The organism is Amycolatopsis thermoflava N1165 (assembly GCF_000473265.1).
GTDB classification, from domain to species: Bacteria; Actinomycetota; Actinomycetes; order Mycobacteriales; family Pseudonocardiaceae; genus Amycolatopsis_E; species Amycolatopsis_E thermoflava.
In genome coordinates this window covers 309,637-324,625 of the sequence record NZ_KI421511.1, presented here as the reverse complement: position 1 = coordinate 324,625, position 14,989 = coordinate 309,637, and the positions used below count along the sequence as shown (strand labels likewise).

Here is a 14,989-nt window from a genome sequence, read left to right as displayed (position 1 = left end):
CCGGTCCGGGCGCCGGGTTCATCGCGCCGCCGCCCGCTCCGCCGCCAAGAGGCGGCCCGCGCCGGGCAGCACGCTCGGCAAACCGAGGTGGCGCAACAGGGTGAACGCGCCGGCCGTGGCCGCGGAGAGGACGGGGATCCCGAACTCCGCCTCGGCGGGGCCGATCAGGTCCAGTGACGGCATCTGCACGCAGGCGGAGATGACGAGCGCGTCGGCGCCGGACAGGTCCAGGCCGCGCGCGGCCGCCATCACCCGGTCGCCCGGGATGCAGCCGACCTCGGCGTTGTCCCCCACTTCGAGCGCGGCCCAGTCGAGCACCTCGAGGCCCTCGGACTCCAGGTAGGACACGACCTGTTCGGCCAGCGGGCGCAGGTACGGGGTGACCAGGGCGATGCGGCGGGCGCCGAGGGCGGCGAGTGCCTCGACGAGCGCGCCGGCGCTGGACAGCACCGCGAGCCGCTGCCCGGCTTGCGCGAGCTGTTCGGTCACCGCGGCTTCGGTGCGCCGGTGCTCGCCAGGACCTTGCGCCATGAGCGCGACGAGGCAGGCGTAGAGCACCGCGTCCACGCCCGCGTCGGACAGTTCGCCGATGCACCGTTCGCGTTGCGCGTTCATCGCCCGCAGCTCCTCCGGGGACACCTTGTGCATCCGCATCCGGCTGGAGTGGAAGGAGAACCGCGCACTGGGGTGACGCCCGAGCAGGGCGGGCACCTCCGTTTCCACGGTGACGTTGGAGCTGGGCACGACGAGCCCGATGCGGTGGGTGGTCACGGATTTCCTCCTGAGGTGGTTGCGGGAGCCGTGCTGCGCGGCCGCCCGGTCCCGGCGCGTTCGGCGGCGACCTTGCGGGCGATGTCGGCGTGCAGGCGTTTCTTGTCCATCTTCCCGACCAGGGTGCGCGGGATTTCGGCGATCAGCTCGATGCGTTCGGGCCACTTGAACTTCGCCACCTGCAGGGCGGCGAAGTGGTCCTGCACGTCGCGCAGGGTGAGCGGCTCGCCGGGCACGACGAGGTAGGCGCACGTGCGCTCGCCCAGGCGCGGGTCCGGCATGGCGACCACGGCCGCGGCGGTGATCCGGGGATGGCGGAGCAGCAACGACTCCACCTCCTCGGCGTTGATCTTCTCGCCGCCCCGGTTGATCAGATCCTTGATCCGGCCTTCGATCGTGAAGTACCGCTCCCCGTCGATCTTGCGGACCGCCGCGAGGTCCCCGGTGCGGTAGAAGCCGTCGGAGGTGAACGCCGTCGCGTTGTGCTGAGGGGCGTCGAAGTAGCCGCGGAGGGTGTAGGGGCCGCGGCAGCAGAGTTCGCCGATCTCCCCGTCCGGGACTTCGGTTTCGGTGCCGGGTTCCAGGATCCGGACTTCGTCCATTGGGGACAGTGGGGTGCCGACGGTTTCCGCGCGGGCTTCGCGCGGAGCGCCCGGGCGCGTGGTGATGAACAGCCCTTCGCCCATGCCGAACAGCTGCCCCGACCACAGGCCGCGGCGTTCCAGTCCGTCGAAGAGCGCGGGCGGCACCTTCGTGCCCGACAACACCACCTGGGTCACCGATTTCGTCGCCGCCGCGAACCCGGGCAGGCCGGCCGCCTTGAAGTGCCCGTGCCCGAGCAGGACGTGCGTGACCCGCTCCTCGGCCATCAGCGGGAACGAGACCTCCGGGTCCGCGGTGCCGAGGACCAGGCACGCGCCGACGCTGTGCGGGCCGTGGACCGCGCACACGATGCCCGCGTTGTGGATGACGGGGATCAGGTGGGCCACCCGGGTGTCCGGGCCCCAGCCCCAGGAACGCGCGTAGGCCAGGGCGTTGTACCAGTATTCGGCGTGCAGCCGCGGGATCACCTTCGGCACCCCGGTGGTGCCGCCGGAGAGCTGGAAGACCGCGACGTCGTCGGGATCGATGCCCCGCTGGATGTCCTCGACCGTCGCGCGGGCGGCCCGGGGATCGACGCCGGCGCCGAGCGACTCGACCGCGACGCCCGCGACGCCGGCGGAACCGCCCAGCACCAGCACGTGACGCAGCGTGGGGTGGTCCCGCTGCTGCTCGACGGCGAAGCCGACCAGGTCGAACCCGCGGTTGTCCGCCTCCACCAGGTGGGCGACGGCGCCGACCCGCCTGCTGATCTCGCCGATCTCGTGGCCGCGGTGCGCGGCCAGGGTGCACACCGGCACCAGCCCGGCCTTGAGCACCCCGTACCAGGCGAGGATCGCCCCGAGCCGGTTCGAGACCTGGAACAGCACCGGATCACCGGGCGTCAGCCCCAGCCCGGCCAGGCCCGCCGCGAGGAGGTCGGTGCGCTCGTCCAGTTCCCGGAAGGTGACCCGCCCGTCGAGCGCGACGACCGCGTCGCGCTCCGGATGGGCCAGCGCGACCGCATGCAGTTCGTCCGCGATCGTGGCGGTGCCCCACAGGCCCGCCTCCCGGTACCGGCGCACCACGTCACCGGGGTAGGTGACGAGCCGCTCGCCCCACCGGCTTGTCCTCATGCCGCCTCCTCGGTGAACGAGACCAGATCGCACCGGCCGCTGACCAGACCGGCCGCGAGATCGCCGCGCAAGCTCGGCGGGCCGTCCACGACCACCAGCCCACCCGCCTCCGTGCGGACCCGTTCGGCCAGGTCGAGCCGGGTCAGCACGGCCGGCCGGTCAGCGGGGCCGGTGAACCGGAAACCGTCGGCCCCGTCCCGTCGAGCTTGACGCGCCCGCGCGACGACGGCATCTCCGGCGTCGCCCCAGGGATCGGCGACGACGTCGGCGAACGTCGTGAGCGCCAGGCCGGCTGGAACGGCCGGGAGAACGCGTCGCGGGAACTCGGCCTGCTCGTGCCGCAGGGGTTGTTCCAGCACCCAGTCGACCAGGCCCTGGGCCGGGGGTGTCGAGTTCGCGTACTGCTCGGCCGCGGCGGCGACGACGTCCGGGCTGGTGGCGGCGAAGCGGTCGAGGGGGACGTTGCCCGCCCTGGTCATGTAGGCGACCATCAGCCGCTCGACCGGGATGTGCAGCCGCGACGGGAACGACTCCCACCACAACTGGCTCCGTCGCGCCAGCTCCTGCATCCGCTCCACGTCCGGGCGGCGGGAGGCCTCGTAACGCGCGAACGCCGCCGCCGCATCGGGTTCTCCGGCCAGCGCTTCGACGAGTCCGATCGCGTCCTCCATCGCGAGCTTGGTGCCCGAGCCGATGGAGAAGTGCGCGGTGTGCGCGGCGTCGCCGAGCAACACGACCCGCCCGGACGACCAGCGCTTGCACCGCACGGTGCGGAACCGCGTCCAGCGGGTCCGGTTGCCGATCAGCGGGTGCCCGCGCAGCTGCGCGGCGAACACCTGCTCCAGGTAGCGCAGCGAGGTGGTGTCCGACGCGTCGGGCGGTGTGGCGTCCGTGGAACGGTCGAACCCGGCGCGGCGCCACGTCTCCTCGTCGGTTTCGATCAGGAACGTGCTGCGGCCGCCGGAGTAGGGATAGGCGTGGGTGACGAACACCCCGTGTTCCGTGTCCACCGGGGCGAACATCGCGTCCGGCAGCGCGAACTCCGCGCCGCACCACAGGTAGAGCCCGCGGCCGACCTCGATGTCCTCGCCGAAGCCGCCGGTGCTCCGGGTGGCGCTGCTGACCCCGTCGGCGGCGATGACGATGTCCGCGTCGAGCTCGTCGGCCGCGCGCCGGGCGCCGTATTCCATGCGCACGCCCGCCTTCTCGGCGTGCCGCCGGAGCACGGCGAGCAGTTCGGTGCGGGCGACACCGATCAGGCGGTCGTTGCGGACCCGCGCGCTCCGGTCCCCCACGGTCATCGTCATGTCGTGCCGGTGCCCGGCGGCCAGGATGTCGCGCAGAGTGTCCGCGTCGGCCGCCTCGAGCCTGCGTTGCGTGCCGGCCGCCAGCCCCACGCCGAAACCGAACGTCTTGTCGGGCTCGCCCTGCTCGTGCACGACCACGTCGCACGAGGGCTGGGCCAGCTTGAGCAGACGCGCGGCGTAGAGACCGCCCGGGCCCCCGCCGAGCACCGCGGCGCGGCGTACTTGCATCCCGACCTCCAGGTTTGACGGCACTTCCCGCTCGTTGACTTCGGCGTAGAGTATTCGACGTACACGACGACAAGTCAAGCGCGGACGAGCTTGACTTCAAACATATGCGTTTAATAGTCTACGTTGCCGTAACCACTCGTGGAGCCTGGGCGTGCCCACCTCGTCGGTGCCCCCGCGGTCTCAATCCACGCAAAGGAGCGTGAGTCATGGCGTATGTCATCGGCGTGGACGTGGGCGGTACGTTCACGGACGCCGTTCTCGACGACGACGCGGGCATCGTCCTCGCGGCCAAGTCGCCGTCCACCCCGCCGGACTACTCCCGGGGTGTTCTCGACGTGCTGGAGCTGCTCGCCGAGCAGCTGGGCAAGCCGCTGGAGGAGATGCTCGCCGACACCCACCACATCGCGCACGGCACCACGTCGTCGCTGAACGCACTGGTCATGGGGAACGTGCCACCGGTCGGTTTCCTCACCACGAAGGGGCACCGGGACTCGATCTTCATCATGAACGTCGAGGGCCGCTACCTCGGCCGGTCCCCGCACGAACTGCAGAACGTGCTGGGGCAGGCCAAGGACCACACGCTGCTGCCGAAACGCCTCGCGCTCGAGGTGACCGAACGGATCGACCGCGACGGCAACGTCGTGGTCGGCCTCGACGAGGACGAGGCCCGCGCCGCGATCCGCACGCTGCTCGCCGACGGTGTGCGGGCGATCGCCGTGTCGCTGTTGTGGTCGTTCCGCAACCCGGTCCACGAACGGCGGCTGCGGGAACTGGTCGCCGAGCAGGACCCCGAGGTCTTCGTCGCGTTGTCGAGCGAAGTCAGCCCCCGCATCCGGGAGTTCGCCCGCAACGCCACCACGATCATGAGCACCCAGATCGGCCCCGGGCTGCGGGATTACCTCACCACGCTGGAGAACGCCCTCCGCGAGAACGACCTCGCCGGCCCGCTCCTGGTGATGCAGAGCAACGGCGGCGCGGTCGCGGCCAAGGAGGCCCCGGCCACCGCGATCAGCACCGTCGGCTCCGTCCTGACCGGCGGTGTCGTCGGCTCGGTGGCGCTCGGCCGCCAGCTCGGGCACCGCAACATCATCTCCACCGACGTCGGGGGCACGACCTTCCTCGCCGGGCTGGTCGTCGACGGCGAACCGGTGCGCGACACCACGACCGTGATCAACCACCACCCGATCAACGTGCCCACGCTGCGGGTGGACGCGATCGGTTCCGGTGGTGGCGCGATCGCCTGGCTCGACGCCGGCGGCAACCTCCGCATCGGGCCGCGTAGCGCGCAGGCCGTGCCCGGCCCGGCCTGCTACGGCAACGGCGGCACCGAACCGACCAACACCGACGCGAACCTGGTGCTGGGCATCCTGCCCGAGCGCGGCCTGCTCGGCGGGCGCAAACCGCTCTCGCTCGAGCTGGCCAGGCAGGCCATCGACACCCAGATCGCCAAACCGCTCGGGCTCTCGGTCGAGGAGGCCGCCGCCGCGATCTACACCGTGCAGAACGCCCAGACCGGCGACCTGCTGCGCAAAACCGTCGTCGAGGCCGGTCACGACCCGCGCGAGTTCGTGCTGTACGCCTTCGGCGGCGCCGGCCCCGCGCACTGCGCCGGCTACGCCGCCGAAGTGGGGGTCGACGAAGTGGTGGTGCCGCTGGGCCCGGTCGCCTCCGCGTTCTCCGCCTACGGCCTCGCGTCCTCGGACATCGCCCTGGCCGCCGAGCTGTCCGATCCCACCGTCGTGCCGTTCGACCCGGACCGGGCCGAACAGAACTTCCGAGACCTGGAAAAACAGGTCCGCGAAGGGCTGGACCGCCAGGGGGTGCGGTTCGACACCGTCGAGGTCCACCGCGAGATCGACATGCGCTACTCCATGCAGCTCGCGGAGGTCACCACCCCGGTCGCGGGCGGACCGCTGGACATGGCCGCGATCGAGCAAGCCGCGGCGGCGTTCGAGGAGCGCTACGCCGCGCTCTACGGCAAGGACGCCGGGTTCCGGGAAGCCGGCATCCAGGCCATCACCTTCCGGGTCCGGGGAATCGGGGTGCTGCCGTTCTCGCCGGAGCTGCCCGCGATCCCCGCCGCCACCTCGCCGGATCCCTCCGGGGCGCGAGTGGGCCGCCGCCCGGTGTGCCTCGACGCCGCCACCGGCTACGTGGACACGCCCGTCTACGACTACCGCGAACTGCGTGCCGGCCACGAGCTCGCCGGGCCCGCCATCGTCGAGGTCCCGACGACCACGGTCGTCGTGCCGGCCGGCACCACCGGCACGGTGGACTCGCTCGGCAACCTGACCATCCGCCGCACCTCCGCCAGGAGCGCCTCATGAGCATGCCCATCCCCGGTTCCGAGGTCTTCGCGAGCCGCCCGGTCGACCCCGGCGAGCTGCAGCGCTCGCTGCCCTCCACCCTGCCCACCCACACCGTCACCCAGGAGCAGATCGACGCGCTCGACCCGCTCACCTACGAGGTGGTGCGCCACCGGCTCTGGTCGGTCACCGACGAGATGGGCGAGGCGCTCAAGCGCATGTCCGGCTCGCCGATCGTCACCGACGCCAACGACTTCGACTTCGCCATCTCCGACGAACTCGGCCAGGAAGTCCAGGTCGGCCTGTACAACACGATGCTCGTCGGCGCGGTCGACCTGGCCATCTACTGGACGCTGCGCAACCGCGCCACCAACCCCGGCATCGCCGAGGGCGACATGTTCCTCACCAACGACCCGTGGGTCGGCGGTGGGCTGCACCAGAACGACGTGATGGTGTACCAGCCCGTTTTCCACGACGGCAAGCTGTTCGCCTGGACCAGCGCGATCTGCCACGAACCGGACCTCGGCGGCGTCGGGCTCGGCTCCTTCTCCCCCGCCGCGCAGGACGTGTTCTCCGAATCCCTGCCCACCCCGCCGGTCAAGGTGGTGCGCGACTTCCAGTTGCAACGCGACGTCGCCGACCTGTGGGTCCGGCGCTCCCGGGTGCCCATGCTCGTCGCTCTCGACCTGCGCGCGAAGGTCGGCGCGAACAACGTCGGCCGGGAACGGTTGCACGCGCTGATCGAGCAGTACGGGGCCGACACGGTCAAGGCCGTCATGAAGCGGATGATGGCGGACGCGGAGGCCCGGCTGCGCGGCAAGCTCGCCGCCCTGCCCGACGGCAGCTGGACCGCGACCGGTTACCAGGACCAGTCCCACGAGGGCGACCGCGGCCTGCACAAGATCACCGTGACCACCACCAAGACCGGTGATCACCTCACGTTCGACTTCACCGGCACCGACCCGCAGTCCGGCGTCGTGAACTGCACCTACGCCGGGATGCGCGGCGGCGTGATGCTCGCCCTCCTCCCCGTGCTGGCGGGCGACATCCCGTGGTCGGCAGGCGGGCTCATGCGCTGCTTCGACCTGGTCACCGAGGAAGGCACGCTCAACAACGCGACCTACCCGGCCGCCGTCGGCCGGGGCCCGATCGGCCCGGCCTGGCTCACCGGCAACCTCGTCGCCGAATGCCTGGCGCAGATGCTCGACCGCGACCTCGAACTCGGCAAGAACGTCCAGGCGACCTGTTGCGGCACCTGGGACACCGCGGTCATCGCCGGACTCGACGAGCGCGGCGAGCAACCGGCACCGTTCCTCAACATCATCATGGAGCCGATGTCCGGCGGGTACGGCGCGCGGCCGCACGCCGACGGCATCGACACCGGCGGGCTCTTCTGCATCCCGATGGGCCGCATCCCCGACGTCGAGATGACCGAGTTCCTCTACCCGGTGCTGGCCCTGTGGCGGCGTGAGGTCCCGGATTCGGGCGGACCGGGGCGGCACCGCGGCGGGGTCGGGGCATCGATCGCCATCACCCCCCATGGAACCAGCATCCCCATGGGACTCGTCCTCGCCTCCAACGGCAAGGCGGTGTCCCAGAACGGCGGCCTCGCCGGCGGGCACCCCGGCAACACCGGGCTCGACGTGCTGGCCCGGCACAGCCGCGTCACCGATCTCCTCGCCGCCGGGCGGATGCCCAGCGAGCTGTCCGAGGTCAGCGAGCACCTCGAACCGGCGCAGAACTACGCGTCCAGCCACCTGGCGCCGGGTGAGGTGTTCGTGATGACCTGGCAGGGCGGCGGAGGCTACGGCGACCCGCTGAACCGGGACCCCGAGGCGGTCGCCCGCGACCTCCGGGAACAGAAGATCACCGCCGGCGCCGCCCGGTCCGTCTACGGCGTCGTCGTCGAGAACGGCGCCGTGGACGAGGCGGCGACCGCGGCCGAAAGGGAGCGTCAGCGGTCGGCGCGACGGCAACGCTCCCGGGTCCTTCGCGTGCCCAGCGGCCGCAAGACCGACGCGACCTCGGTGAAACGCCTCGACGACAACCTCGTCGAGGTCACCGACGGGGCGCAGGCCGCGGTGGCGTGCCGCCACTGCCACGAGATCCTCGGTGACGCCACCGAGGGCGACGACCTCTCCCTCGCGATCTACGAAGGCCCGGCCACCGACGCCGGGCCCCAGATCATCGCGAACGCCGCGGACTACGTGGACGCTCCGGTGGTCTTCCGGCAGTACTGCTGCCCGTCCTGCTGGACGGCGCTGTACTCGGCGGTCGTGCCCGCCGATCACCCCACGCCGCCGCTCGCCGGGCTGATCGCGACCCCGGCAGCGTGAGGCGGGCAGGCCGGGTGGGCGATGACCGTCCACCCGGCCGGCGCACCGGGATCAGCGGGCCAGGCGCAGCGCCGAGACGAGGAAGAAGATGCCGCCGAGCACCGCGTAACCGGCCACTGTGGACAGCGACGGGTCGGCGCGGCCGGCTCCGACGACGAAGCTGATGCCGGCCAGCACGGAGATGCCGCCGCTGAGGATCATCGGCCACTGACCGCCCATCCGGCGGCGCACGAGCGCCACGACCAGCTGAACGAGCCCGGCGACGATGGCCCACACGCCCCACACGATCAGGACCGCCGGCACCCCGGAAGCGCTGCCGATCGCCACGCCGATGGCGGCGAGCAGGCTGATCCCGATGTTCACATACAGCCCGCGGGCCGCCCCGGTGGCGCGGGACGAGCGGGCGTCGACGACCGCCGCGGCCACGTCGAACAGGGGGTACACGACCACCAGCGCGGCGCCGGCCGGCGAGAGGCCGGACTTGGTGGTGAGGAACAGCAGGATCGCCCAGACGATGGCGAACGCGAACCGGGCGAAGTACAACCGGCGCAGAGCACGGGCGATCCCGCTTGCCGCGGGTGTGCCGACAGTGGTCACGATGATCCCTTCACAGGCCTGGTCGTTCGGTCGCACTGGACGAGACCGAACGTTCTATCTGTGGCAAGGATGAGGCCCGTACAGCCGGCGTGTCAAGACCGATCGTTCTATCTACCTCTGTTTGCCAAGACCGAACGTTCTCCCCGTACACTCGGGGTGAGCGGAAAGCAGGTGACAGGGTGTCGGAAGCACGATCCCGGCTGCTGGGGACAGCCAGCCGGCTCTTCTACGCGGAAGGGCTGCACTCGGTCGGCATCGACCGGATCGTCGCCGAGGCGAAGGTGACCCGCGCGACGCTGTACCGGCACTTCCCGAGCAAGGACGACCTGGTCGTCGCCTACCTCACCGCGGCGGACGACCTGATCCGCGCCCAGATCGACACCGTGCGCCAGGCCGGGCACTCCCCCGCCGACACCGTGCGCGCAGTCGCCGAAACGATCGCCGAGGGCATCCGCTCCGACGGGTTCCGCGGGTGCGCCTTCCTCAACGCCGCCGCCGAGTACCCCGCGCCCGACCACCCGGTGCACCGCGCCGTCCTGACCCACCGGCAGTGGTTCCTCGACACGATCACCGAACTGATGGCCGACGCCGGCGAGACCGAACCCGAGCCGCACGCCAGGCACTTCGTCATGCTCCGCGACGGCGCCATGGCCGCGGGCTGCCTCACCGACCCAGCCGCGGTCTGCGAAACGTTCCTGCTCGGGGTCGAGGGGATTCTGAAGTACCGCGACGCCCCGGTGGTGGACCAGGCCGCGGTGACGACCCGCCAACGCCGCCGCCCGGCGCGGGCGTCAGTCTGACAACTGCCCGCCCGGACCGGCCGGCCGGGGATCCCACGTGCCCGTCGCGGGCGTCAGCGAAGCCGAAGGCCAAGCGGGACCTCCGGGACGCGCCGTCAGGCGTCCCGGCGTCGTTCAGCGCTCGTCGATCTGGATCGTGTGCATCGCGGCCTCTTCGGCCGACGCGCCGGCTCCGTCGATGCCGATGTCGCGTGCGTAGAGGTCCACCTCGGCCTCGCCGTCGGCCAGGGCGATCAGCCGGCCGGTCCGCGAGTCGCCGACCTCGTCGTCCAGCAGTTCGCCGTCCGTGTCGTACGCGTCGCCCAGGCCGTCGCCCTCGTCGGCGCCGGACTCGGCCACCTCGCGCGCCAGACGCGCGGACAGCTCCTCCCCCGTCGCCTCCTCGCGCGCCGTCGTGCCCCAGCCCTGCGTGGCCCACGGTCGTTCCGCCGCCGAGTAGCCCTCGTCCAGCGGGTCGGCGGGGCCCCTGGTGTCCAATGTGTCCGATGCGTCCAGCTGCTCGTAGACGTCGTCGTCGATCTCGTCGCGGTCCATGGTGCGCTCCCGTTCGTGCGAGCCTGCGCACAGCATCGCACGAACGGGAGCGCGCGCATCAGGGCGTCAGGATCGCGCGGCCCCGGATGCGGCCCGCATCGAGGTCGTCGATCGCGTCCTGGAACCGCTCCAGCGGGTACTTCGTGGTGTGCAGCCGCACCTTGCCCTGCGCCGCGAGCACCATCAGCTCGCACAGGTCGGTGTAGGAACCGACCAGGTTGCCGATGAAGTTGATCTCCGTGGAGATGATGTCGATCGTCGGCACGTCGATGTTCTCGCCGTACCCGACCACGTGGTAGTCCCCGGCCCGGCGCAGCATCCCGACGCCGTCGCGCGTCGCGCCGCCCTCCCCCACGAAGTCGAGCACCACCTCGGCCCCAGAACCGCCGGTCAGGTCGAGCACCTCCTCCACCTGCCGCCCCTCGGCGACGACCCCGTGGTCGGCGCCGATCGACACGGCCAGCTTCACCGCGTCCGGGTTGCGGTCGACCACGATCAGCTCGGCCGCCGTCAGTGCCTTGAGCACCTGGATGCCGATGTGCCCGAGCCCACCCGCGCCGATCACCACGCACCGGTTCCCCGGCCGCAACCGCCGCGCCGCCTTGGCCGCCGCGTGGTAGGCGGTGAGCCCGGCGTCGGCGAGCGCGGCGACGTCGGCCGGCTCCAGCGAATCGTCGATGCGCACCACGCTGCGCGCCGAGGTCTTCAGGTACTCCGCGTACCCGCCGTGCGTGTCGATGCCCGGGAACGCACTGGCCGAGCAGTGCACGTCGTCCCCGGCGCGACAGGCCGCGCACAGCCCGCACGTGATCAGCGGGTGCACGATGACCTTGTCGCCTTCCGCGACGTTGGTGACCGCGCTGCCGACGGCGTGCACCCAGCCGGCGTTCTCGTGGCCGATCGTGTACGGCAGGGTGACGCCGGACTTCTCGGCCCACTGCCCTTCCAGGATGTGGATGTCGGTGCGGCACACGCCGGCCCCGCCGATCTTCACGATCACGTCCCAGGGCCCGGTGACCTCCGGTTCCGGCACCTCGGTCATCCGCAGGTTCTCGTGGTAGCCCACGACCTGTACTGCCTTCACGACACCTTCTCCTTCACGGGTGACTGGTCCGCCGCCGACTCCGGGTAGCGCGTCCGGAGCAGGCCACGGCAGAAATGGGCGTTGCCGTCGATCGAGATGCGGATGGACCGCGCGAACCGCAGCCGCAGCGGCACTTCCTCGCGCGGGTAGCGGTTGCCGTCGTCGTCGACGAGCGCGAACGCCGACGGCTCGGTGCTCAGGCCGAGCGCCTCGCGGCGGCGCAGCAGCGCGGTCGTCGCCGGGCCGGGTGGCAGGTCGCCGAGGACGACGTCGTGCAGCCCGTCCTCGGGCAGGCCGGCCCGCAGCATCGCGGTGAGCACGCGTTCCATCGCCGCGGTGTGCGCCTTGCGGCGGAACGTGGCGCGCAGCTCCGCCAGGCTCTCCTCGGCCTCGTGCCCGAAGGTGCCGCGGTAGCCGGCGTCGGCGGCCAGCCCGCGGTTGATCAGGTCCGAGTCGTGGTGGTCGTCGAGGAACACCGCGACCTCACCGGCGCCCGGCAGCGCGGACAGCGCGTCCTTGGCGTCGGAGGCCATCAGGTAGGCGAAGTTCGGCGAGCAGAACGACGTCGGCAGCCGCAGGTGCACGGTCACGGCGGATCCGGACACCTCCAGGGACCGCACGAACCCGAGGTCGGTGATGGGCTCGTCCAGCTCCGGGTCGATCACCGTGTCCAGTGCGCGGCGGGCCTGCGCTTCGGTGACCATCACGCCACCGCCACGGCCTGCGGCTCCTCACGCGGGAGCTGTAGCTCGGCGGGCACCGGGATGTCGTACATCGCGGCGGCGTTGAGCCCGAGGATCTTCTTCTTCTGGGCGGTGGTCAGCGGCGCGTACTCGGTCATGTCCTCCGGGATCTGGAAGTCGACGAACCGCTCGACCAGCCACCGCGGTGTCCAGAGCGCGTAGTCGCTGGAGAACTGGATGCGGTTCTCGTCCAGCCAGTACAGCAGTTCGCCGATGATCTGCGCGAAGTACCGTGGCCGGGTGTGGATGAACGGGATCGCGACCGCGAGTCCGGCGTGGACGTTGGGTTCCTGCGTGGCGATCCAGCAGAAGTCCTCCAGCCGCGGCAGTCCGCAGTGCTCGACGACGAAGTTCAGGTCGGGGAAGTCGGTGGCGACCTTGTCGATGTCGGCGACGTCGAAGGCGTCCCGGTCCAGCGGCCGGATCGTCGGTCCCTTGTGGACGTGGATGTTGCGGATCCCCAGTTCCTGCGCGGCTTCCAGGTACTTGTAGGACCACGGATCGTCCAGTTTGTACCCGCGGGAGTCGCCCTGCCATTCGGCGGTGTAGAGCTTGACGCCCTTGAGGCCGAAGCGTTCCGCGTCGCGGCGCAGCTGGTCCAGCCCGGCCTGCTCGAAGCGCGGGTCCCAGAAGTGGTTGTAGGTCAGCTTGTCCGGGTGGGCCTGGGTGAGGGCGAAGGCTTCCTCGGTCTGGCCGAAGCCGCGCTCGTAGAAGGCGCCGAGGTGGGCGGGCTGGAAGATGGCGTGGTCGACGTAGCCGTCTTCGAACAGGTCCTTCATCAGGCGCGCGCCGCCCTGGTAGAGGTAGTCCTCGTAGGGCCACACCTCGGACTCCGGGCTGAGGTTGCGGTGGTAGTCGTAGAAGCAGTCGATGAACTGCTTGCCGTGGATGTTGCGCTGGTTCTCCGGGCGGGCGTCCCACAGCGCGATGTGGGCGTCGACGATGAAGTAGCTTTCGCCGTCCTTGGTGTACATCAGTCCGGGTCCTTCCGACGTGGCGACCGTGGCACGTGCACCGGTGACGGTAGGTAGCCGGACGCCGCGGCGGGCCCCGGTGGAGTCTCAATATGAGACAGTCGGACGACCTGCCTGTCCGGCGCGGCGCGGTAGCCTCGCCGGAAGACGCAACGATGCGGACGGGAGGTCGCCGATGGTGGATCAGCGGGCGGTCCTGCCGCCCCGGCTGGCCGCGTCCTGGCAGCGCAGCAGGCAGTACGGGGTGTCACCGGAGACGGTGCGGCCGGCGTTCACCGGCACCGTCGACCACGATTCGCTGTTCTTCGAGTGCGGCCAGGAGGTGCTCTCCGGCCTGCACACGACCCTGGCCAACGAACCGGTCAGCCTGATGCTGACCGACAGTGACGGCCTGGTGCTGAGCCGGCTGTGCGACGACAGCACCATCCTCCGTTCGCTGGACCGGGTCCACCTGGCACCGGGCTTCTCCTACGCGGAGCGCGACGCCGGCACCAACGGGCTCGGCCTCGCGCTGGCCGACCGCGCCCCGTCACTGGTGTCCGCCGAGGAGCACTACTGCACGGGCCTGTGGGGCTACACCTGCGCCGCCGCGCCGGTGCTGGAGCCGGGCACGAACCGGTTGATCGGCAGCGTCAACCTCACCACATGGTCGAGGTCGTCGAAGGAACTGCTGCTGGCGCTGGCCCAGGCCGCGGCGGGCAACACGGCCGCGCTGATGCTCGCCCGGTCGCACGGCCACCTCGCGCCGCCCAGTCCGCGTGGCGAGGTCTTCCACGTCTACTCCGACCGGCTGCCCGACGTCGCGGCGAACCTGTCCGGCGCCTGGTCCGACGCGCTCGCCGAAGCCCGCACGGCCATGGAGCACGGCCGTGTGGTGTGCGTGACCGGCGAGCCGGGCAGCGGGAAGGCCGCGCTGGCGTCGATGGCCCGCCGGTCGGTGCGCCCGCGGGAACGCGTCCTCAACGCCCGGCCGCCCGCGCCGCAGGACGCGGCGTCGTGGCTCGCGCTGTGGACGCCGGAGGTGGGCAAGGCCGACACGTGCGTGATCCTCTCCGGCGCCGACGCGCTGCCCGCCTACGCCGCGGAGGAGCTGGCCGCGCTGTTCGCCTCGGCGCGCGGAGGGTTCGTGTTGACGGCCGCCGACCACGCGGGCGTGCCGGACGCGCTGCGGGCCCTGGTCGACACTGTCGTCGAGGTGCCGGCGCTGCGGTACCGGCCGGACGACGTCCTCCCGCTGGCCGGGCACTTCGCGCGGGAGAGCCGCGGCCGCCCGGTCACCTTCACGCCGGCCGCCTCGCGGGCGCTGACGGCCTACCCGTGGCCGGGCAACGTCCGCCAGCTGCGGCAGGTGGTGCGCGAGGCCGTGTCGCGGGCTGATGTCGTCGACACCCGGCACCTGCCGCCGGAGGTGTTCACCAGCCCCGGCCGCCGCCTGACGCGGATGGAGGCCGTGGAGCGCGACGAAATCGTGCGCTGCCTGACCAAACCGGGCACGACGGCCGCGCAGGTGGCGTCGATGCTGGGCATGAGCCGCGCCACGGTGTACCGCAAGATCGCGCAGTACGGGATCAAGGTGCCGCGCCGGTAGGTACGC

General features: G+C 71.5%; 12 protein-coding genes. 4 read left to right on the top strand and 8 right to left on the bottom strand.

Translation table 11 applies throughout. The features are described from left to right. Nucleotides 1-18 precede the first annotated feature (18 nt). The 3 genes from AMYTH_RS0101585 to AMYTH_RS0101575 are packed head-to-tail and all read right to left on the bottom strand — an operon-like array spanning nucleotide 19 to nucleotide 4,021. The gene (locus AMYTH_RS0101585; protein ID WP_027928825.1) at nucleotides 19-771 is read right to left on the bottom strand and encodes a maleate cis-trans isomerase family protein; all 753 of its coding nucleotides are present in this window, start codon (nucleotides 769-771) and stop codon (nucleotides 19-21) included. Next, complete coding sequence (locus AMYTH_RS0101580) at nucleotides 768-2,486, bottom strand: (2,3-dihydroxybenzoyl)adenylate synthase (protein ID WP_027928824.1); 1,719 nt, start codon at nucleotides 2,484-2,486, stop codon at nucleotides 768-770. Before AMYTH_RS0101580 ends, AMYTH_RS0101585 begins: the two co-directional genes overlap by 4 nt. Then, nucleotides 2,483-4,021, bottom strand: coding sequence for an FAD-dependent monooxygenase (locus AMYTH_RS0101575; RefSeq protein ID WP_027928823.1), 1,539 nt, complete (start codon nucleotides 4,019-4,021; stop codon nucleotides 2,483-2,485). The genes AMYTH_RS0101580 and AMYTH_RS0101575 overlap by 4 nt, the downstream gene beginning before the upstream one ends. Before the next feature lie 206 nt (nucleotides 4,022-4,227). Between AMYTH_RS0101575 and AMYTH_RS0101570 the strand changes: the two genes are divergently transcribed. Both AMYTH_RS0101570 and AMYTH_RS0101565 read left to right on the top strand, forming a co-directional pair. Beyond that, complete coding sequence (locus AMYTH_RS0101570) at nucleotides 4,228-6,348, top strand: hydantoinase/oxoprolinase family protein (RefSeq protein ID WP_027928822.1); 2,121 nt, start codon at nucleotides 4,228-4,230, stop codon at nucleotides 6,346-6,348. Then, complete coding sequence (locus AMYTH_RS0101565) at nucleotides 6,345-8,663, top strand: hydantoinase B/oxoprolinase family protein (protein WP_027928821.1); 2,319 nt, start codon at nucleotides 6,345-6,347, stop codon at nucleotides 8,661-8,663. The genes AMYTH_RS0101570 and AMYTH_RS0101565 overlap by 4 nt, the downstream gene beginning before the upstream one ends. A 51-nt stretch (nucleotides 8,664-8,714) precedes the next feature. On the opposite strand, the gene AMYTH_RS0101560 is transcribed toward AMYTH_RS0101565, so the two are convergent. Beyond that, entirely contained in the window at nucleotides 8,715-9,260 is a 546-nt protein-coding gene (locus AMYTH_RS0101560) for a hypothetical protein (RefSeq protein WP_027928820.1), read from the bottom strand. 179 nt (nucleotides 9,261-9,439) lie between these two features. On the opposite strand from AMYTH_RS0101560, the gene AMYTH_RS0101555 reads away from it, so the two are divergent. Continuing rightward, nucleotides 9,440-10,060, top strand: coding sequence for a TetR/AcrR family transcriptional regulator (locus AMYTH_RS0101555; protein ID WP_027928819.1), 621 nt, complete (start codon nucleotides 9,440-9,442; stop codon nucleotides 10,058-10,060). A gap of 114 nt (nucleotides 10,061-10,174) precedes the next feature. Here AMYTH_RS0101555 and AMYTH_RS0101550 read toward each other — a convergent pair whose 3' ends face one another. From AMYTH_RS0101550 to AMYTH_RS0101535, 4 genes are read right to left on the bottom strand one after another with little or no spacing between them, the layout of a single operon-like run. Beyond that, nucleotides 10,175-10,594, bottom strand: coding sequence for a DUF5709 domain-containing protein (locus AMYTH_RS0101550; RefSeq protein ID WP_037323159.1), 420 nt, complete (start codon nucleotides 10,592-10,594; stop codon nucleotides 10,175-10,177). Nucleotides 10,595-10,652: 58 nt separating this feature from the next. After that, on the bottom strand, nucleotides 10,653-11,678 hold the full coding sequence (locus AMYTH_RS0101545; protein ID WP_027928817.1) for an NAD(P)-dependent alcohol dehydrogenase: 1,026 nt from the start codon (nucleotides 11,676-11,678) through the stop codon (nucleotides 10,653-10,655). After that, nucleotides 11,675-12,382 (bottom strand): iron-sulfur cluster assembly protein, encoded by a 708-nt coding sequence (locus tag AMYTH_RS0101540; RefSeq protein WP_027928816.1) that lies wholly within the window; start codon nucleotides 12,380-12,382, stop codon nucleotides 11,675-11,677. Before AMYTH_RS0101540 ends, AMYTH_RS0101545 begins: the two co-directional genes overlap by 4 nt. Continuing rightward, a complete protein-coding gene (locus AMYTH_RS0101535) occupies nucleotides 12,382-13,395 on the bottom strand; it encodes an amidohydrolase family protein (RefSeq protein ID WP_027928815.1) in 1,014 nt (337 codons plus the stop codon). The genes AMYTH_RS0101540 and AMYTH_RS0101535 overlap by 1 nt, the downstream gene beginning before the upstream one ends. Nucleotides 13,396-13,570: 175 nt before the next feature. Here AMYTH_RS0101535 and AMYTH_RS0101530 point away from each other — a divergent pair, with 175 nt between their 5' ends. Next, nucleotides 13,571-14,983, top strand: a complete 1,413-nt coding sequence (locus tag AMYTH_RS0101530) for an AAA-type ATPase lid domain-containing protein (protein ID WP_027928814.1) — start codon at nucleotides 13,571-13,573, stop codon at nucleotides 14,981-14,983. Nucleotides 14,984-14,989 lie beyond the last annotated feature (6 nt).